10 protein-coding genes are annotated in these 19,725 nt (G+C 68.0%); 3 read left to right on the forward strand and 7 right to left on the reverse strand.

The genetic code is table 11. The features are described 5' to 3' along the window. Window positions 1-410 precede the first annotated feature (410 nt). The gene (locus tag M0G41_RS04930) at window positions 411-1,643 is read left to right on the forward strand and encodes an FAD-dependent oxidoreductase (RefSeq protein WP_248205901.1); all 1,233 of its coding nucleotides are present in this window, start codon (window positions 411-413) and stop codon (window positions 1,641-1,643) included. Between the two features lie 1,965 nt (window positions 1,644-3,608). Beyond that, entirely contained in the window at window positions 3,609-4,505 is an 897-nt protein-coding gene (locus M0G41_RS04935) for a hypothetical protein (protein WP_248205904.1), read from the forward strand. Between the two features lie 589 nt (window positions 4,506-5,094). Here the strand turns inward: M0G41_RS04935 and M0G41_RS04940 are convergent. The 7 genes from M0G41_RS04940 to M0G41_RS04970 form a co-directional block, all read right to left on the reverse strand. Continuing rightward, window positions 5,095-5,673: a c-type cytochrome gene (locus M0G41_RS04940; protein ID WP_248205908.1), complete on the reverse strand. Its 579-nt coding sequence runs from the start codon at window positions 5,671-5,673 to the stop codon at window positions 5,095-5,097. 9 nt (window positions 5,674-5,682) lie between these two features. Beyond that, window positions 5,683-6,723, reverse strand: coding sequence for a hypothetical protein (locus M0G41_RS04945; RefSeq protein WP_248205910.1), 1,041 nt, complete (start codon window positions 6,721-6,723; stop codon window positions 5,683-5,685). 580 nt (window positions 6,724-7,303) lie between these two features. Continuing rightward, on the reverse strand, window positions 7,304-8,557 hold the full coding sequence (locus M0G41_RS04950) for a hypothetical protein (RefSeq protein ID WP_248205914.1): 1,254 nt from the start codon (window positions 8,555-8,557) through the stop codon (window positions 7,304-7,306). Window positions 8,558-9,077: 520 nt separating this feature from the next. Further along, window positions 9,078-9,281, reverse strand: a complete 204-nt coding sequence (locus M0G41_RS04955; protein ID WP_248205916.1) for a hypothetical protein — start codon at window positions 9,279-9,281, stop codon at window positions 9,078-9,080. Window positions 9,282-9,627: 346 nt separating this feature from the next. Further along, on the reverse strand, window positions 9,628-14,688 hold the full coding sequence (locus M0G41_RS04960; protein ID WP_248205919.1) for a PAS domain S-box protein: 5,061 nt from the start codon (window positions 14,686-14,688) through the stop codon (window positions 9,628-9,630). A gap of 529 nt (window positions 14,689-15,217) precedes the next feature. Further along, complete coding sequence (locus tag M0G41_RS04965; protein WP_248205922.1) at window positions 15,218-16,870, reverse strand: ABC1 kinase family protein; 1,653 nt, start codon at window positions 16,868-16,870, stop codon at window positions 15,218-15,220. Continuing rightward, window positions 16,867-18,084 carry an NAD(P)/FAD-dependent oxidoreductase gene (locus M0G41_RS04970; RefSeq protein WP_248205923.1) on the reverse strand — a complete coding sequence of 406 codons (1,218 nt, stop codon included), beginning with the start codon at window positions 18,082-18,084 and terminating at the stop codon, window positions 16,867-16,869. Before M0G41_RS04970 ends, M0G41_RS04965 begins: the two co-directional genes overlap by 4 nt. A gap of 786 nt (window positions 18,085-18,870) precedes the next feature. Between M0G41_RS04970 and M0G41_RS04975 the strand changes: the two genes are divergently transcribed. Beyond that, window positions 18,871-19,695, forward strand: a complete 825-nt coding sequence (locus tag M0G41_RS04975) for a hypothetical protein (RefSeq protein ID WP_248205925.1) — start codon at window positions 18,871-18,873, stop codon at window positions 19,693-19,695. The last annotated feature ends 30 nt before the right edge of the window (window positions 19,696-19,725 follow it).

The raw sequence follows: 19,725 nt of genomic DNA on the forward strand, positions 1-19,725 counted from the left end.
GGCTATGAGCCCCATACTGGTCCTCGCCCATGATGTCGTCGGTGCGTTAGCGCACGAGATCGATTGAGGGCAGGCGTCACCCGAGGACTTCTTCAGCGGCCGCTGGAGAACTGCAAAGGCTCTACTTTCCATCGGTACGGCAGCAGCGTCTCGATGTCCGGGTTCGGCGTGATGGACAGTCGGATGTCGGCGTCCGATGCCTCGTTCCCTGGTCTCGAGGCCGGTGAGGGGCAGCAGAGACCTGCGCGGGCTGTGAGGATCCAGCCAGCCATCACCCGGAGGGCCCGAACAAGGTGACACCGCCCGATGGGTTGGACGGCCGCCGTCATGCGCCCCATGTGTGGCGCGCAGACCTGCCGGATTCAGCTATGGTGGCTCCCAATGCAAAATCAGACGCCCCGCAGATCACCATGACCCGATCCATCGCCGTGATCGGCTCCGGCATCGCTGGCCTTGCCGCCGCCCACGGCTGCCGCGCAGCCGGCTTCCAGGTCACCCTGTTCGAAGCCCAGCCCGACATCGGCATGGCCGCCCACACGCTCAAGGTCGACGGCGGCATCGTCGATGTCCCGCTGCGGGTCATGAACCCCAAGGTCTGGCGCAGCACCCTGGCGCTGGCCCGCCGGGTCAAGGTCGAAACCTTTCCGGTCGAGGTCAACAGCTCCTGCACCGACGCCCGCGGCCACACCTGGTTCCGCAGCGCCCGCATGCCGCTCACCGGCTGGCCGATCACCGGCTCCTGGCGTCACCTCGGACCGAAGGCCGCACGCCTTGGCCTCGGCATGCTCTGGCTCGCGCGTCTGACCCGTCGCCTCCATGACAGCCGCTCGGACCTCACCCTCGGCGAAGTGCTCGACCAGGAAACCGTCGACCCGCTGTTCTGGCGCGGACTGATCCTGCCCATCCTGCTCACCATCTGCACCTGCGACGAAGAGCATCTGCTGGCCTGGCCCGCCGGCGAACTGCTCGACGTGCTGCACCAGATCCTCCACGAGGGCCAATCCCTGCGCCTGCGCGGCGGCACCCACGCCCTGGCCAGCGCCCTGGCGGATGGCGTGTCCAGGCACGTCGGCAGCAAAGTCGCCGAAGTCCGCCAGCGCCCAAGCGGCATCGAGGTGCACAACCAGCGCGGCGACGGCGGCCGCTACGACGCCGCCATCGTCGCCACCCAGGCCAATCAGCTCGACTTTCTCGACGCCAAACAGTTCAGCGCCGAACGCGACCTGCTCAAAGGCATCCGCTACGCCCACGGCGAACTCGTCGTCCACCGCGACGAACGCTTCATGCCCCGCCATCGCCGCGACTGGTCCGAACTCAACTTCCAGGTCGACCCCGACACCCAGCGCCCGATGTTCACCGTCTGGGTCAACGCCGTAGAACCCACCCTCGCCCACCAGCCCCCGGTCTTCCAGACCTGGAACCCCAACTTCGAACCCGACCCGAAGTACATCCTGGCAAGACAACCCCTGCAGCGCGCCGTCGTCACCGCCGACACCCGCGACATCCTCAAGGCCCTTAACAGCTGGCACCGACAGCCCGGTCGCAAGCTGTTCTATTCTGGCTCCTGGGCGCACAAGGGCGTGCCGCTGCTTGAGTCGGCGGTGCGCTCGGCGAACGGAGTAGTTAAGTTGCTAAAGGGTTAGAGCTGCCCTACCCTCGCGGGCGCTGCAGCCGGCGCGGGCACGCCTATCTGCCGGTGTGACCACTGCGCCGGATCGGGCCAAATCGATTCGGCAAGTGTCGACCCGGAACGCGCCTTCGGTGATGTGTGCTTTGGGCGCGAAGTTCGCATTCGCCCCGGCCCCGCTGTAGGAGCCAGCTTGCTGGCGATAGGCGCCCCGGACGGAACGATCGCCAGCAAGCTGGCTCCTACACGCAACGGTGCTGCAAGGTCCGGTTTGCGCCGCAAAGCAGGCCTTGCCGCAGTCAAATTGTGGGAGCGCCCTTGGGCGCGACCGCAGCGCTACGGCTTCACCACAGACCGCGGCCAGAGCGGAACTCCGCGGTCGCGCCCAAGGGCGCTCCCACAGTCGGGCCTCCTTGGGCGTCGGCGAAGCCCCATAGGGTGCGCCTTGGGCGCACCGATACGGGCGTTCGGACGGTGCGCCCGGTGCGGCCAGCCGCACCCTATGAATGTCCGCTTTGCGACCAGATTTCGCCTATGCGAGCGCGCAGTCCTGGCCGGAACCAGACTGTCAGCAGTTGCGCATCTGATGGCCACTGCCCGGCCCTACGCCCGGCACAGGTCCCTTGTCGCCCGCCATACACGCCATCCCATCAGCGTGATGGACCTACTAAAGAAGCCCTGGCGATTGCCAGTGGGCAATCCGAGGTCCATCGAGGTATCCCCCGATCCCGCGAGAGTGCTTGCTTGCTCTCGATGCCAAGCAATCGCACTGATGGCCCGCTACGGAAAGCACGGCTTCGCGTCCGCCGAGGCGACCCCTGGACCTGGTCGTGGATTCCGTTCCGGCCCGCTTGCGCGAGACAGGGACGACCGGAATGGGGGGCTGTCATCTTCGGCGTACACCCCAGCGCGCCTTGCCCTCTCCTCCACCCGTCCGTCAAGCACTTCATGTCCTCATCCGACGCTGGTCAATTTTTGACCACTTCGCTTGACACGCCTTTGCCGGCAACGGCTGCAGACGTCCATCGACGGGTTGTCCACAGCCCTATCCCCGGCGTTCGTGGATAACTCACGGGGGACTTCGGGGCCGGGTTGCGCCGATGCGCTCCCGCGTCGGCGCGGAGCGCGCCTCTTGACTTGCCTGAGGGGCCCGCTCTCGAGCTTCTCGAAGCGCTCGTCAACCTCGCCGGGCACGGGTCTGACGATCGTCCGCGCTGCGCTGCAGACCGTGGCAGTTCCTCCGCTCTGCGGTCGGGGGCAAGCCCCCTCCTACAGTAGGGCTTTGTTGGTGGTGCGATGGCGATGTCGTCTTAGAGCGTAAGTCGGATTCTCATAGGGTGCGGCTGGCCGCACCGCGCATACCGTCCGAAGGCTGGTAACGGTGCGGCGAGCCGCACCCTATAAGAACTCGTCGAGCATGAGCGGAGCGACGTCGCGGCATCTGCTGCTGTCGGGTTGGCCGACGCGGAGGCAGCGTGGGCGTTTCATAACGTCAAGTCTTCGCATGCTCACCGTTGGACGAACCTCCCCAAGCGCGGGCGCTTTCTGTGGGAGTGCCCTTGGGCGCGACCGCGGATCTGCACGCTGGCCGCGGTGCGAGGCGGGTCCGCTGCGCTGCAGACCGTGGCAGTTCCTCCGCTCTGCGGTCGGGGGCAAGCCCCCTCCTACAGTAGGGCTTTGTTGGTGGTGCGATGGCGATGTCGTCTTAGCGCGTAAATCGGATTCTCATAGGGTGCGGCTGACCGCACCGCGCATACCGCCCGAAGGCTCGTATCGGTGCGCCAAAGGCACACCCTATAAGGGCTTGCCGAGAACGAGCGAAGCGATCGGGCGGATTCTGCGGCGGGTCTGGCCAGCCGGTCCCTCTGAACTCACAGTTCAACTTCGTTCACCTGTCGCGGCGTCTGTTCACCTTCCAGTTCGCATCCGCTGGACAGGATTGCGCTACCAGCGCCGATTCGAGCGCCCCAAGGAGTGCCCCATGGCCAAGCGTGCCCCGCAGGAAGTGTTCGCCCGCCGCATCAGCGGCGATCCCGGAATTGCCGAGAAGCTGCTCGACGTGGTCGGGAAGATCCCCACCCCGCGTGAGGGCAAGGCTGCCGATCCGGAGCCCCGGGCGCGGGAGATTGCGCGCAAGGCCGCAGCCAAGGCGGCGGCGTCCGCGGGCACGCTGGCCCTGCCGCCGGGGCCGCTGGGCTGGCTGACCATCGGGCCGGAGCTGTATGCGGTGTGGAAGATCCAGGCGCAGATGGTGGCCGATATCGCCGGCGCCTACGGCAAGCCCGAGCTGCTGACCCGCGAGCAGATGCTCTACTGCCTGTTCGGCCACACCGCGGCCAGCGCCTTCCGCGATCTGGTGATCCGGATCGGTGAGCGCTACGTGGTCCGACGCGCGCCGCTGTCGGCGCTGTACGCAATCGGCAACAAGATCGCCCTGCGCATCGCCCAGCGCAGCGCCGGCCGCATCATCACCCGCTGGGTACCGGCGCTCGGCGCGCTGGGCGTCGCCGGCTACGTCTATATCGACACCGGCCGCGTCGCCGACACCTCGATCGAGCTCTTCAGCTCCGGCGTACGCATCGAGGGCGAGCTCGAGGTCGAGGGGGTCGAAGAGATGGCCAAAGCGGAGGCTGCCAGCAGGCGGACCAAGACGGGGGGCAGAGCCAAGGCCAAGGCCAAGGCCAACTCCAGATCCAAGGCGAGCTCTGAAGCTGCCGAATCCAGGGGCCCGACCCGCAAGCCGGCCTCGACCGCCAAGCCCCCCTCCCCGGCAAGCAAGGCAGCCAGCCGCCCTGCTCCCTCGCGCAGGCCCTCCGCGCCTCGCAAGCCGCGCCGCAAGCTGAATGGCGCCGGGGCCAGCCATCCCAGCGAGGGCTGAGCGAAGAGCACATCAGGCTCGTACGCCCTCGCCGTGCGACTGATGAGCCGAGCGCTTGGGTTCCCGATCATGAGGCGGCGCGTGCTTTGAGCTGGCTGTGATGCGCGCCCGGTTTGGTCTCCCGGGCAGGGTGGGTTCGACGATCCTTTGGAGTCTTCTTTGGGCGTGAAGCAGACATTTATAGGGTGCGGCTGGCCGCACCGGGCGTCCGAACGCCCGTATCGGTGCGTCCAAGACGCACCCTATGGGGCTTCGCTGACGCCCAACGAAGCCCGACTGTAGGAGCGCACATGGGCGCGACCGCGGAAATCCGCTCCGACCTCGGTCTGTGGTAACTCCGATGGGCCGCGGTTGCGGCCAAGGGCGCTCCCACAATTCGACTGCGGCAAGGTCTGCTTTGCGGCGCAAACCGGACCTGGCAACGCCGTTGCGTGAGTAGGAGCCAGCTTGCTGGCGATAGGCGCCCCGGATGGGATGATCGCCAGCAAGCTGGCTCCTACATTCGGGTTTTGCGGAAGGTCTGCTGCGCGCCCTATGCAGACACTGGCCTTCGCCCCCGGCGCCGGGTGTACGGCGCCGGGGGGCTGGCTTATCGCGCCGGGGGGCGCGGCTCGGGGACGCGGTTGCGGATGGGCGGGATGGTTCGCAGGTAGGCGTAGATGGCCTCGAGGTCGGCATCGGTGAAGTTGTTGTAGACCGGGATCGGCATCGGCGGCAGGATCGGCCGCCCGCGGCCGAGGTGACGGCCGGTGCGGATGGTGTTCTTGAAGTCGTCGACGGTCCACTTGCCGAGGCCGGTCTCAAGGTCCGGGGTCAGGTTGGCGGTGAAGCTGACGCCCCAGCCCCCGGAGTAGGCAGTGTTGGTCCCCGCCGCGACCATCTTCCAAGGACCGTCGGGCAGCACCGGCGCCTCGGGCATGACCAGGCCTTCCGGGTGGCCGGAGAGCATGCGGGTCATGTCGGGCTCGGGGCCGTTCGGGCCGTCCTTGAACGGAGTGTGGCAGTCGTGGCAGCCGGCGGTGTTGACCAGGTAGCGACCGCGTTCGCTGGGCTCGGGTTGGGCACCGGCCTTGTCCTCGGCCAGGACATTGGCCGACGCCGCCAGAAGGCCGAAGGCCAACAGGGCGCTGCAGCGGCCGGCGCGAAGGGGGTGGGAAGATGGGTGCATCGGAACTCCTTAGTGAGCGGGCAGGTGATCGATCCAGCGCTGGATCAGGACCAGCGCTGAACTGTCCGGATGCCGCGTGCCCAAGGGCGGCATCTGGATGTACGGGTTGCGCGAGGCCATCCGCGCAAACAGCTGGCTATGCTTCGAGTTGCCGGGGACCAGGCGCCGGTCGAGATCGGCCGCGCGGGTGCGCGCCGGCGGCTCGATCAGGCTGGCCAGCACCGAGGCCGCATCGCTGTCGCTGCGCTGGTCCAGATAGAGCTCGAGCGAGGCCATCGGCCCGACGCGGTTGTGGCAATGGCTGCAATTGCCGTGCAGGTAGCCGAGCACGGCACGCTCCTCGTCGCTGCCGGCAATGCGCGGCGGCTGGTCGGTCCAAAGCGTCGGGGCATTGCGCAGCAGCTCGCGCTCGATCAGCGCGCGCAGGTCGATCTCATCGCTTCCGGTCCGCGCCGGCGTCGGCTCGCGGTCGTGCGAGAGCTGCAGCGCCGAGAAGCCCAGCACGCGGGTCGCGGCGGCCTCGTGGCAGCCCTGGCAGTCGAAACGCGACGGGACCTCGTAGCGGCCGTCCGGACTGCCGGCGACCTGCTCCAGGCGCTGGCCGCGATCGGATGCCAGCACGGCATCACGCCCGTCCTCGGTCCAGACATAGGTGGCGTAACGCCAGCTGCCGTCGGCCAGCCGCTCGATGTAGCGGGTCTCGACCGGGCGCTCGTAGGCGAACTCCTTCCACAGCCGCGTGCCGGGCGGGAACTCCCAGGCGTCGGGGTCGCTGGCATCGATCTGCGTGCCGGGCGGCAGGGAGATCCAGCGCCGCTTGCGGGCGCCGTCTGTCCACAGCGGGTACTGAGGTGAAAAGGCGAGGTGCTCGCTGGCCACCTTGGTGGTGCCGGTCTCGAACAGGCCGGTGTCGCTCAGGCGCTCCGGCAGAGGAGAAGCCAGGGCCAGGCTGGCGACGCAGCCCGACAGCCCGGCCAGCAGTCGGCCCAGCGCCCTTCCCGCCCTAGCAGGCCCGGCGGCAGCCTCAACGGTGATTGTGGGAGTGGGCAAGCGAGATCTCTCGAACCAGTCACAGGCGATCAACGGAAAGCCACGCGGCCACGCATCATTGCGGGCAGGCTGCGTTCAGCTGGGAGCTAGGTTCGAGGAGGGTGCCGGCGGCGCTGCTCGCCCTTCGATACCTCAGGGCGAACGGTTCGGGCCGTGCGGCGGCGGTTGCTGCTTATAGGGTGCTGCCTTGGCGCACCGATACGGGCGGATGGGGGGTACGCCGGTGCGCCCAGGCGCACCCTATGGGGTGCACGGGCCTTGCGGCGCCGCAGCGGGCCCGCTCGCCCTTCGATACCTCAGGGCGAACGGCTCGGGCCGTCGGCGGCGGTTGCTGTTTATAGGGTGCTGCCTTGGCGCACCGATACGGGCGATGGGGAGGTACGCCGGTGCGCCGAGGCGCACCCTATGGGGGTGCACCGGCCTTGCGGCGCGGTCGCGTGGGCCCGTTCGCCCTTCGATACCTCAGGGCGGCCGCGCGGCGGCGGTTGCTGCTTATAGGGTGCTGCCTTGGCGCACCGTTACGGGCGTTGGGGGCACGCGCGGTGCGCCGAGGCGCACCCTATGGGGAGCGGCGATCGAACTAGTTGCAACTCCAGGCAGAAACGTCACCGGATTCGAAGCCGTCGCTGAAAATCTCCGGCGGCAATTCGGTGCGGGAGAACAAGCGGGTGTTCTGGCCGGTGGCATCCGGGCCGGTGAAATAGGTCTTTCGCTGTTGCGGATTGAACGTGGCCAGGCATCCATCGATCGGCCCACCCACCCCGTCGAGCGGAAACAGCGGGTCGATGACCGATGCCCCCATCTCATCCAGCTGGAAAAAATCGTCGAAGATCAGGTTCGTGCGCGGCTGCGAACCCGGCACGTGGATCGCCGTGCCGCCCTGGAAGGTGTACTGCCCGGCGCTGCTGTTGACCGCTCCGAGCACCCCGGCCGTAAACCCCGAGGGGTTTCCGGTATCGAAGTTGATGGTCCGGGCGAGGTCATCGGCGTTGTAGAGGAACGTAAACACGCCGTCCCCCACCCTTGCCGCGGAGGATTCGCGGACGATGGTGAAGCTCCCCGGCGGCGCCCCCAGGTTGACGATATTGGTGTGGGTCGGCGCTGGAGGAAACGGCGAGCGGGTGTCGAACGAGGTGATGCGGATCTGCCCGTTCGACTGCTGGCTGAGGATGGCGGCCTGCGGGCTTCGGGGATCGGTGGCGAGCTGGTCGCGTACGGCGCCGCTGAAAGGGCCGCGGGCATCGGCGTAGCGACCATAGAAGGTGTAATCGCTACCCCCTTCGGGAGAGTGGAAGATCTCGATCTCGCTGTCATTGAAGTCCTGCGCGGTGATGAAATAGCCGGCCGTGGTGCGACCACAGTCGGCGGTGGTGTAGTTGCTGGCGGTGGTGCCGGGAATGGTCTGGGTGGACCAGACGCTTCCGTTGAAATGGGCGACCTCGACGTTGAAGTCCTTGATGTAGGGAACGACCGCCGTATTGCCTCTGGCGCAGATGTCGCCCACCGCGAAGAGCGTGGCAGAGCTGTCGATGAAGGTGCTGGTGGTGCCGGTCCCGTCGAAGGGCGGCGGCGTGGTGATGGCATCGATGCGGTTCTGGCCGCCACTGCTGGAGAGAACCACCGACAACCAGACACCGAAGTCATCGAGGTTGTCTCCCTTCGCGGCTTGCCCATTGGCGCGCAGCGTTCCCCGCCCTGTGCTGAGCCCGGCCATCTTGATTTCGAGCGGCCTGACGGTGGAGATCTGGGCGCTGTCCCACTGCCCCGGCGGCCCGGACAGAGCGGCGGGGGTGAATGTGCTGAGGGCGAGCGCGGCAAGAAAATACCTGGACATGATCCGACTCCTCTGGATGAGATGGTCGGCCCAGGGCGCAACTTGCTTGTTAGAGTTCCGGGGCGCCGTGGATCAGCCGCCGGTGCGCTGCACGCGGTGCGAACACGCGGCGGGCGAATGCACAGATCCGTGCCCCTCACTCTGGACTTCCGGACCTTAGCACAGGGGGCGGGATGGGGCAGCTTGTCGAACGGCGGCGAAGGATGGCCTCTGCAACTCGGCTGAACAGTATGTTCAGTGCGTTTTCTGCTCAGTCGGCCGCGGACGAGAGATGTGGCGGACTGCCCGGCCGTACGCCGAGGCACAGGGGTTGATGCAATAACCGAGGAGCAATGCAGTTCTGCGGTCGCGGCCATGTCCGCTCCTACAGGAGAAGCGCTTCGTCGCCGTTGCGGGAGTGCGATCCGGGCGCGACCGTGGAGCCGCGTTCTGCCCCGGTCCGACGCGACCAACTCAGCGCCGCGGTCGCGGGCAAGCCCGCTCCTACAGGAGAACCTGGCGCGACGGGACGCTGCCTGGCTCAGTCGGGATCGGCGGGCGGGGGCGGCGTGCCGGGCTTCTTGTTCAGGCCATTGGCGACAAAGGCTGCAAACGCGGCGAGGAAGGCGATGCCGAGGATCAGCTGGGCGAACCCGTCAGACAGCGCGAAGGCGAGCGCCAGCAGACCGATCAGCAGAGAGTCTGAGAACTGCATGACGCTGGCGCGGATGATGCGGTCGTTCATCGGTCATTTCTCCCTGCGACGTGGATTGGGCCCAAGTGTAACCCTGCACTGCTGCACCATTGCCACACACCCTTGTCCGTAGCCCATTTGGAAGCGGGCCTTCGGCTGCGAATGCGGCGTTGGGTCCTTGCGCGAAGTCGGGTCGATGCCTGGCGCCGCGGTCGCGCCCGAGGACACTCCCGCAGGACTGCGTTGGGGCGATGTACTGAGCCCCTCCCCTTTCCGCGCCCAGCGGCGGAGGGGGGATGAGCCACGCTTGCAAGCCGAAGGCTTGCGTGCCGAAGAACGCCCGCAGGCTACGAGGGAGGGCCGGGCGGTTGGGAGGGTGGTGTTGGCGCGCCAAGGGCTAGGCAGTGACTCCGGCCATCGCCCCGCTCGAGCCGGCCTCGCCGAGCACTTTCTCCAGCAGGTCCATCTCCACCGGCTTGACCAGGTGCTGGTCGAAACCGGCCTCGCGGGAGCGCTGGCGGTCGGACTCCTGGCCCCAGCCGGTCAGGGCGACGATCAACGCACTCTGCGCCCAGGACTCACCACGCATGGCCCGGCAGACCTCATAGCCGCTCATCGTGGGCAGGCCGATGTCGAGAAAAACCACTTCCGGCTCGAACTCGCGCGCTGTGCTCAAGGCTTCGGGGCCGTCGTAGCTGGCCCGCACTTCGTGCCCCCAGAGCTTCAGCATCATCTTCAGGCTCTCGGCCGCGTCCCGGTTGTCGTCGACCACCAGCACTCTTCTCGACGCACGCTCGCTGGCGGCCGCGTGACCCTCGGAATGCGCCGGGTTCTGCCCGTCCACGGGCAGCGGAAGCTGAACGGTGAACTCGCTGCCGCAGCCGGGCCCGTCACTGGCCGCCTCCACCGTGCCATCGTGCAACTCCACCAGACGTTTCACCAGGGTCAGACCGATGCCCAGACCGCCCTGCGCGTTGCGCGTGCTGCGGTCGACCTGGGTGAACATCTCGAAGATCATCGTCAGCGCGTGAGGCGGGATGCCGAGCCCGCTGTCGCGCACACGCACCACCGCCTTGCCGTTCTCGACGGAGGCGGCGATGTCGATGTCGCCGCCCGGCGATGTGTACTTCGCGGCATTGTTGAGCAGGTTGGCAAAGACCTGGGCCAGCCGCACCCGATCGGCCTGCAGGATGACCGGGTTCGCCGGCAGCGCCAGTCGCAGCCGGTGTTCGAACTGCTCCAGTACGGGCCGACTGGTTTCGACCGCGCTCTGGATGACATCGGAGAGTGCGACGCGTTCCTTGCGCAGCTCGAGGCGATTGCGGGTGATGCGCGAAACATCGAGCAGGTCGTCGACGAGGCGGACCAGATGGTGCAGCTGGCGCTCCATCATGGACCGCGCCGTGGCGACCTCGGCGTTCTCCGGGCTGGCCAGGCGAAGGATGCTTAGACCGTTGCGGATCGGCGCCAGCGGATTGCGCAGCTCATGCGCCAGCGTGGCAAGGAACTCGTCCTTGCGCCGATCCGACTGGCGCAGCTCGGCATACAGTTCCGCGTTATCGATGGCGATACCGGTGCGGTGGGCCAGCTCCTGCGCCAGGGCCAGGTCGGCCTGGTCATAGGTGTGGCCCGACTCGGCAACCACGAAGGTCAGCGCGCCGCGAATCTTCCCACGCACGACCAGCGGCACGCCGATGTAGGAGCGCAGGCCCAGCTCTCGAAGCAGGCCCATGGCCTCGTCGTCCGGAGCCCACTGCGCAAGCATCGCGTCGTCGATCTCGGGGACCAGATCCGGCGTGCCGGTCCTGATGATGCCCCAGATGCCGCCGGGCGCGTCCGGGTCCGGCGGCCAGCGCCGGTGAAACTCCTCGGCAAAGCGGATCCGCTCGGGATCGACGTGGGCCACGGCGACGCGGCGCAGCGTGTCGCCGCCCTCGTACACATCCACCGCAACCCAGTCGGCGAACGCGGGCACCGCCAGCGAAGCCACCTTTTGCAGGGTGCTGTCGAAATCGACGATCTCGGCCAGCGTCGCACTGGCCCGCGACAGGAAGGTCGCGGTCTGCTCGCTGCGCTTGCGCTCGGTGACATCGAGCCCGATGCCGATCATCCGCGCCGGCCTTCCTTCCGAATCGGTGATGACCCTGCCCGAACCTGCGATCCAGTGAAGGCTGCCGTCCGGCCAGAGGTTGCGGAACTCGGTGTAGAACGCGCCGCCCCCCTCCAGGGCTTGGGCGATGGCCGCGCCGACACGCTCGCGGTCGTCGGGATGGATGAGCTGTCGGAAGTGCTCGAAGGTGCCGCCGAAGCCACCGGGCGGCAGGCCGTGCAGCGGTTCCAGGCTGTCCGACCACTGCAGCTCTCCGGTCTGGACATGCCAGTCCCAGACGCCCATGCGACCGGCATCGAGCGCCAGGCGCAGGCGCTCCTCGCTGGATGCCAGCGCCTCGCGGGCACGGCGCAGTTCGCTGATGTCGGTGGCGGTACCGATCCAGTAGAGGATGTCGCCGTTCTCGTCGTGCAGCGGGTTGGCGCGGGTGAGATAGGTGTGGAAGGCCCCGTCGCCACCCTGCAGCGGGAAGATCATGTCGAAGCCTTCGCCGGTGGACAGGGCATGCCGCCAGCGCGCGTTGACCTCCTCCACGTGGTCGGGATGGACCCGGTCAACCCAGCCTCCGAGCTTCGCCGCCTCCAGTTCGCTGCCGATGAACTCGTACCAGCGCTGGTTGGACCAGAACACCTCGCCGTCGGCCGAGGCCATCCAGGCCAGCTGCGGAATGGTGTCGGCAAGCAGCCGCAGCTTGCCCTCGCTCTGCTGCAGGGCGGTTTCGGCGCGGCGGCGGGCGGTGACGTCCTCGTGCATCAGCACGACCTCGCGCACCGCCCCCTCGTCGTCCTTGATCGGATAGGCCACTGCGGCGACCCAGCGCACCGGGTCCTCGTTACGACTGGTCTCCGGCAGGGTCTCGTTGGGGTCGTAGCGGATTGCCGGAATGAAACTCGGCTTGCCCTCGAAGGCTTCCCGGATCAAGGGCATCACGCCACGTCGCTCGAGCTGCTCATCCTGCAGCAGGTTGTATCCGCCGAGATCCTCGAGCCGGGCGCCCCAGAGGTCCTCCCAGCTCTTGTTGACGCGCAGCGTGCGGCCGTCCGGGGCCAGCACCTGGATGCTGAAGGGCGCCTGCTCCATCAGGCTGCGGAAGCGTGCCTCGCTGTCGCGCAGGGACTGCTCCAGCGCCTTGCGCTCGCTGATGTCGCGAAGCACGCCATGCATGCCGATCACTTCACCTGCCGCGTCGTAATCGGCGCGGCCCAGGGCGCCCACCCACACCACCCGCCCATCTTCGCGCAGCACCCGGTACTCGATGTCGTAGGAGACCCGCTCGGCGATCACCCGGTCGACCTCGGCCCGCGCCCGCTCGCGGTCGGCGGGATGCAGGAGCCCGAGCATCGCCGTCCAGGTCATCTGCGGCCCCGGCTGCACACCGAATATCCCTGCCGCGCGCTCGGATAGCGTGACCAGGTCGGTCCTGGCATCCCAGCTCCAATCGCCGACGCCGGAGGCGCTGAGCGCAAGGTTGAGCCGCTCGGAGGAGTTCTGCAGGCGCTGGTAGAGACGCGCGTTGTCGATGGCGATGGCGGCCTGGCCGGCGATGCCGACGATCAGCTGCTCATGCCGCTCGCGGAACACACCGGGCTCGGCATGGCCGAAGAACAGTCCGCCATGCACCGTGCCGGTTCTCGACACCACGGCGGCAGCGAGATAGCTGCGCACCGGGAGGTGGCCCTCGGGCATGCCGTGGTAGGGCGCGCTGTGGCCATAGCGCGGGTCGCGCGTGACATCGTCGCAGCGCACGACCGCCTGGCCCCTGAAGGTGGGCCCGAACAGGGCCGTGTTGCGCGGCATCGGAAAGCGCTCGAAGGCCTCCCGTGGCACACCCGAGAGGGTGTACAGGGTGTAGGCCTCGCCGGTCTCTCCGATCACGTTGTAGAAGAAGGCGCCGAACTGCGCGCCGCACAGCGCGGTCGCCTCGTCGGTGACCAGCTGCACCAGCCGCTGCAGGTCGGTCTCCTGGCCCAGCAGGCTGCCGATCCGGACCAGGATTTCCGCGTTCTGGGTCTGCTCGCGCAGCCCGCGCTCGGCGCGGCGACGGCGCAGGAACTGGCCCAGCGCACCGGCCACCGTCGAGGACATCTCCAGCAAATCGGGGTCAATCTCGATGGAACGCCGGGTGAAGAACTCGATGGCGCCGACCAGCTCCTCACCGACGATCACCGGACAACCGAAGGCGCTGCGGATACCCAACGCCCGCGCCGCCTCGCAGCGCGGGGAAACCGGCCCCTCGGAGGGGTCGGCACACCATTCCGCCCGGCCGCTTTCCCAGACGCGTCCGGGCAGGCTGTCGCCCTTGCCCAGCGAGGCCGCACGGCTGACCTCGACAAAGTCAGTCAGGTCCGTGCCCTCGGCAACCCAATTCGCACTGCAAACGAGGTGGTCGCTGCCTTCCCGCCGCTCCCAGAACAAGCCGGCGTCCCAGCCGACCTGCGAACAGATCGAGGACAGCACGGCTTCGATGCCCAGCTGCTCGTTCTCGGCGCCGGCCAAGGCCTGCACCGCCGCAGCCCGCGCGTTGCGCAGCCGGTCGCTGCGGCGGCGCTCGCTGACATCCCGGAACACCAGCACGCTGCCGATCACCTGACCGGCAGCGTCGCGCAGCGGGGCGCCACTGTCCTCGATCGGGCGCTCGCTGCCATTGCGGGCAAGCAGCAGGGTGTGGTTGGCCACGGCCACCCGCTCGCCGCGCTGCAGCGCTCGCAGGGCAGGATTCTCGAGCGGCGCCCGGGTGGTTTCGCCGATGATCCGGAATACCTCGGCCAGAGGCCGGCCGGCCGCATCCTGCTGACTCCAGCCGGTCAGCGATTCGGCCACGGGATTCATGAAGTCGACGCGGCCGTCGGCATCGGTGGTGACGACTGCGTCGCCGATGCTTTCGAGCGTGACGCGCAGCCGCTCGCGCTCGCCGCCCAGTTGACCCTCCACCGCCGGATCAAGCGGCTCCGTCCTCGCCCTCGCCTGCCCGCCCAGCAGGCCCGTGATCAGGGCCTGCAGTCTGGCCGGCCGCACCGGCCGGATCAGCACCTCGATATCGCCCAGCGCATAGGCAGCGTCCAACGCCTCGGGGTCCGGCTCGGAGGACAGTTGAAACAGCATCGGCAAGCGTCGCGAAAGCGCGCCCGACCGGATCCGATGCAGCGCGTCGACAGCCTCATCAAGCGCAGCGGCGTCGATCAGGACCGCCGTGAGTGGCATCGTTGCGGCCAACGCACAGGCCTCCGCGACGGCATTGGCGGTCAGGAGTCGGCGATCCACCCCCTGCAACATCGACTGCAGCGCGTCCAGAGCGTCGGCATCCTGGCCAAGCAACAGGAGTTGGGCGCAGCGATCTTCGGCGTTCATCTCAAGGGGCGTCCTTTCACCCATGGGCTATCGACATGCGGCCAGCGGTGCGATCGGCGCCCCCTTCCCGCAGGCACGGCGGCGGTTCGATCCGACATTTTGCTCTGCGGCCCGGAAGCGGCACGGCCGCGAATCTGCCTGTTCATCGAGCACTCCTCCCGACCAGCACGCTTTGCTGAAGTGGCTCCGCGCGCGGCAGATCATCCTCAGTCGCCCCCTGTCTTCGCAAGATGGGTTACCTCAGCCGGCTCGGTTGTCGATCCTGGCTCCAAGCGCCGATCCATCTCACCAAGCGCCAAACTGTGCAGGCTCCATGCCAGCCCTGGCACGCCAACTGGCAGCGCTGTCCGTGCAGGGTGCTTTTCCCATGCAGAATGCTTACAGCTCGGCACCTTGCACGCCGCGGCGTGCTGGGGGGCGGGCGACCACGGAAGGCCGCCAACGCGCGCTAGCAAGGCGGCGACCATGCAAATCGCAGGCCTGCGTGTTGCAGATTGCACGCCCGCTGAGGCCCCGCAGGCTTTTGTCCCTAGCTGCTGCCCCGCCGCGGCGCGCGCCGGCGGTCTCCCCACAGGGCGCTGCCGATCAGGGCGACGCCGAGGATGACCGCGACCACGAACAGCGCCTCGGCGATCGCCACCCCGGCGATGCGTCGCGGGTTGTCGGAATCGGCCAGCATCGCCGAGGCGACGATCAGGGCGGCGGTAACCAGGCCGGCGCTGATCCGGTTGGCGATCTTCTGCAGGTTCTCCAGCAGGCGCGATTCTTCCAGCCCGGTCACCCGCAGCTGCAGGCGGTTGTCGGCGATCACGCCGAGGGCGTGGGAGAGCTTGGCCGGCGCCTCGCGGACGAAGCCCTGCAGTTCGACCAGGTCCGCGCCCAGCGCGGCGAGACTGAAGCCGCGGCGCATGCGCTCGGCCATCATCGCCTGCAGATGCTCCTCGACCGTGCGCCGCGCATCGAAGCGTGGATCAAGCAGGGCGCAGACCGACTCCAGGTTGAGCAGGGCGCGACCCAGCACGCTCAGCTCGGGCGGGGTGCGCACGCCGCAGCGGGTGGCGATCTCGACCAGGCGCATGACCAGGGCGCCCTCGCGCCCGCCCTGCCGGCTGCTGGCCGCGTAGTTGGCCACAGTCTGGCCGATCTCGCGATGGAAACGCGGCTCGTCGAAAGATTCCAGCGGCTCGCTGATTGCAAGGCAGTCGCGCGACACATCGTCACCGCGGCCCTCCACGGCGCCGACCAGGATCTTCAGCAGGCGGTCGCGCAACACCGGGGTGATATGGCCGACCATGCCGAGGTCGAAGATGGCCAGCCGGTTGTCCGGAGTGAGCAGCATGTTGCCCGGGTGCGGGTCGGCATGCAGTTCGCCGTGGACAAAGACCTGGTCGAGGAACCCCCGCAGCAGGGCCGGGGCCAGCATGCCGATGTCGCGCTCGGTGCGGATCACCCCGCTGATCGCGGCGAGCTTGGTGCCCTCGACGTACTCCAGCACCAGCACCCGACGCGTGCACAGATGCTGCACCGGGGCCGGCACGCGGAGCAGCGGCTCCTTGGCCAGATGGCGAGCGAAGCGGGCCAGGTTCTCGGCCTCCTGGCGGTAGTCCAGCTCATTGACCAGGCTGCGGCGCAGCTCGCCGACCCAGTCAAGCAGGCCGATCCGCCGCGCGTTGTCGCTGAGGCTCTCGGCCGCGGTGGCCAGGCTCTCCAGCGCCTCCAGGTTGTGCTCGACGTCGATGTCCATGTCCGGGCGCTGCACCTTCAGCGCCACCTCGCGACCGTCGCGCAGCGTCGCGCGATGGACCTGGGCCAGCGAGGCCACTCCGATCGGCTCCTCGTCGACCTCGGCGAACAGCTTGGTCAGCCGCGCACCCAGCTCGGCCTCGACGGTCTCGCGAACCACCGCGAACGGAATCGGCGTGCAGGTGTCCTGCATCCGCTCCAGCGCGCGGGCATACGCCGGGTGTATCAGGTCCGGTCGGGTCGAGAGCACCTGACCGAACTTGATGAAGGCCGGACCCAGCGCCTCGAGATCATCGAGGAACGTCTTGGCCTCGCGCTCGCCGATCTCCCCGCCTTCGGGCTGGTCATCGAACAGGCCGGGACTGTGCAGGGCGTGGCGGTGCTTGATCAGGAAGCTCAGCACGCGAGCCGGCTCGATCAGTTGGGTTTTCAGGTTCATGGACGATGCTCCAGGCGCTTGAACGAGAACAGTTCGGACAGGGGATGACGGCGCCCGGCCAGCTGCGCGCTGAGCAGGTCGGCGCCGATATGCGAGAAAGTGATGCCGTTGCCGCCATAGGCCATGGCGAAGAACACCCGCGGCCCCCACTGCGGGTGGGCACCGATAAACGGCAGGCCGTCAAAGGTCTCGGCGAAGGTGCCGGCCCAGGCCCAGGCCGGCGAAAGCTGCACCTCGGGCAGGAACTGGCTGACCCGGCGGGCGATGCGCCGGGCCTTGGCATCGACGCGGGCGTCGCGGCGCGCCGGCACATCGATCTCGTCATCCTCGCCGCCGGCGATGATCCGGCCATCGCCACTGGAGCGCAGATAGAAATAGGGCCGGGCCGATTCCCAGATCAGGGTGTCGGCAATCGCCGGATGCCGTCCGACCACATGATGATCCGTGGCCAGGGCATAGCTGCTGCGGTTCTTCGCCACGCGCTGGCTCAGAAAGCCCTGCGACTCGTAGCCGGCGGCAATCACCACCCGGGGCGCGCGCAGCACCGCGCCCTGCCGTGTCTCGATGCGCACGCCACGCGAGTTCGCCGAAATCCGCTGCACCGCCGCCCGATCATGCACCCGCGCCCCACGCCGCCGCGCCGAGCGCAGCAAGGCTCGGGCCATCTGGTAGGGATCCAGCCAGGCTCCGGCCCGACTGAGGATCGCCCCCGGTGCCTCGGCGCCGTAGCTATCGCGCAGGGCATCGACCTCAAGCCAGCTGACCGGAAAGCGATGCCGCCGACGCAGCGCGAACTCGGCCTGCATCTCGGCAAGATGCCGCGGCGTGCTGGCCAGATACAGGCTGTCGCTCTCGCGCTGATCCACGCCCAGCCTTGCCGCCCGCGCGCGCACCTTGCGCACCGCCTCAAGACAGGCCCGATAGGCCAGCACCGCCGCCGTCTCGCCATAGCGCCGCGCCAGGTCGATCAGATGGGTATCGATCTCGTACTGCAGCATCGCCGTACTCGCCGCCGTACTCCCCCAGCCCACATCGCGCTGGTCCAGCACCACGACCTCCAGCCCCTCGCGGGTAAAGCAATCGGCAAAGATCGCCCCGGTAATCCCGCCACCCACCACGACGAGATCACAGCGCACATCGCCCGCAAGGCCGGGGAAAGGCTCCCCCAGCCCATTGCGAACCGCCCAGAACGGATAACCGCTTTTGAGATCCATGACCCCGCGGAGCAAACGGCGTGCCATGGGGATGCGGGGCCAGAATCCGCGTCAGAGCGGGATTTCCCGCTGGCGCCGTGACTCAACGGCGGGCAGCTTGCGCGGTGCCGGACGGCGTTGCCGTGCCGAATGCACGACCACCGACAGGGACGGGCGCGTCCTAGCCGCCTTCTCTTTCATCTCCGCGGTAGCTGATCGCACGGCGTAGAAGCGCCCCGCCGCCCCGCATGGCAATTCCGCGCCGCACCAACTCCTCCCCTTCCCGCGCTTGGCGCGGCAGGGGGTGGCTGGGAGGGGGTGGGTCGGAATGGCGATGCCCGTCCCCGCCCTTGTAGACCGCACCTTGCTGCGCCGCGCTTGAGCCGCACCAACCCGGACGATGCAGTCGAGCAAGTTCGACGCTATGGGGGCCTTGGCGGGGTGGCGTGACTGCGGCGGCGATAACCCCCTCCCGGCCTCCCCCTACGCCCAAGGGGCGCAAGGGGAGGAGACGAGCGCTGCGGTGCACGGCGCATTTCGCCACGCCTTGTTGCCTTGATCGACCACAATTCAACGCATGCTGAAATGACCTATCCGACCCTGACACAATACGGTGTGCGACTGGCTTGCCAGTCGGCTTCTCATTGACGGCAGGGACTCGCCACTCACGCGGAGAGGAGGTGCCTCATGGTTGCTCGGAGAAGGTTGCTTCGCGAATGCACAGCTGCTGCGATCGCCATCGGAGCTATCGCCCTGTCCGCAGTTCCGGCGATGGCCTCGAGCGCGGGAACCGTCTGCGATCAGGTCATGTTCGACATCGATGACGCGGTGGATTTCGACCGCGATGTCGCACCGATCTTTGCGAGCAGGTGCACGAGTTGTCACGCCGGGGCCTCCGCGCTGGGAGGTCTGCGGCTCGACAACGAGTTCGCGCACGGAGCGAGCGTCCGCGTCAGGAGTTCGGGGAGCCCGGACCTGCTTCGGGTCGAACCGTTCAATCCTGCTGCCAGCCTGCTGTGGCTCAAGCTGAACTGCGATCAGCCTCCGTCCGGAAGCCGCATGCCGCTCGGCATGCCCGCCCTGTCCCCGGGTGAGCGTCGAGCGATCTTCAGCTGGATCTCGCGCGGCGCGCCGGCCGGCCTGGGAGGAAGCTCCCAGTTCACTTCCGTTGACAGCACGATCTCCGGGACCTGGTTCGACCCATCCGCGCCCGGCCAGGGAATCTTTCTCGAAGTCATTCAAGCTGATCCACCCGGGCTCCTGCTGAACTGGGCCACCTTCGCGCCTGAGACAGTGGTCGAGTCGGGAAACCGGATCGTCGAACACGAGAAGCGTTGGTACGTGGGGATCGGCGAGCTCGATCCTGCGCGAGGCTCGGCCAATGTGGGTGTTTTCGAGTCTTCGGGCGGCCTCTTCGACAGCGGTGCGCTGGCCGCCAGCGATAGCCCCGTAGGAACCGCGGAGGTCTACTTCCACTCCTGCAACAGCGCAAGCCTGATCTACGACATCGAGCTGCCCGTCGGCGAGGAGCGCAGGCGCTTTGCCCGCAGCATCGCGCTGAACAGGCTCTCCCCCAGCCCCACATGTGAAGCCGGGCGCATAAACGTCCCCCCGCCTGCCAACCCTCTCTGACCTCCGGCCCAGGGCATTTCGAAGCACCCA

This window comes from Pseudomarimonas salicorniae, from assembly GCF_023156535.1.
Classification (GTDB): Bacteria; Pseudomonadota; Gammaproteobacteria; order Xanthomonadales; family Xanthomonadaceae; genus Pseudomarimonas; species Pseudomarimonas salicorniae.

Bases quoted from the DNA above. Each gene is read 5' to 3' on its own strand.
- M0G41_RS04930 (WP_248205901.1), top strand. From the start codon at position 411: ATGACCCGATCCATCGCCGTGATCGGCTCCGGCATCGCTGGCCTTGCC.
- M0G41_RS04935 (WP_248205904.1), top strand. From the start codon at position 3,609: ATGGCCAAGCGTGCCCCGCAGGAAGTGTTCGCCCGCCGCATCAGCGGC.
- M0G41_RS04940 (WP_248205908.1), bottom strand. From the start codon at position 5,673: ATGCACCCATCTTCCCACCCCCTTCGCGCCGGCCGCTGCAGCGCCCTG.
- M0G41_RS04950 (WP_248205914.1), bottom strand. From the start codon at position 8,557: ATGTCCAGGTATTTTCTTGCCGCGCTCGCCCTCAGCACATTCACCCCC.
- M0G41_RS04955 (WP_248205916.1), bottom strand. From the start codon at position 9,281: ATGAACGACCGCATCATCCGCGCCAGCGTCATGCAGTTCTCAGACTCT.
- M0G41_RS04960 (WP_248205919.1), bottom strand. From the start codon at position 14,688: ATGAACGCCGAAGATCGCTGCGCCCAACTCCTGTTGCTTGGCCAGGAT.
- M0G41_RS04965 (WP_248205922.1), bottom strand. From the start codon at position 16,870: ATGAACCTGAAAACCCAACTGATCGAGCCGGCTCGCGTGCTGAGCTTC.
- M0G41_RS04970 (WP_248205923.1), bottom strand. From the start codon at position 18,084: ATGGATCTCAAAAGCGGTTATCCGTTCTGGGCGGTTCGCAATGGGCTG.
- M0G41_RS04975 (WP_248205925.1), top strand. From the start codon at position 18,871: ATGTTCGACATCGATGACGCGGTGGATTTCGACCGCGATGTCGCACCG.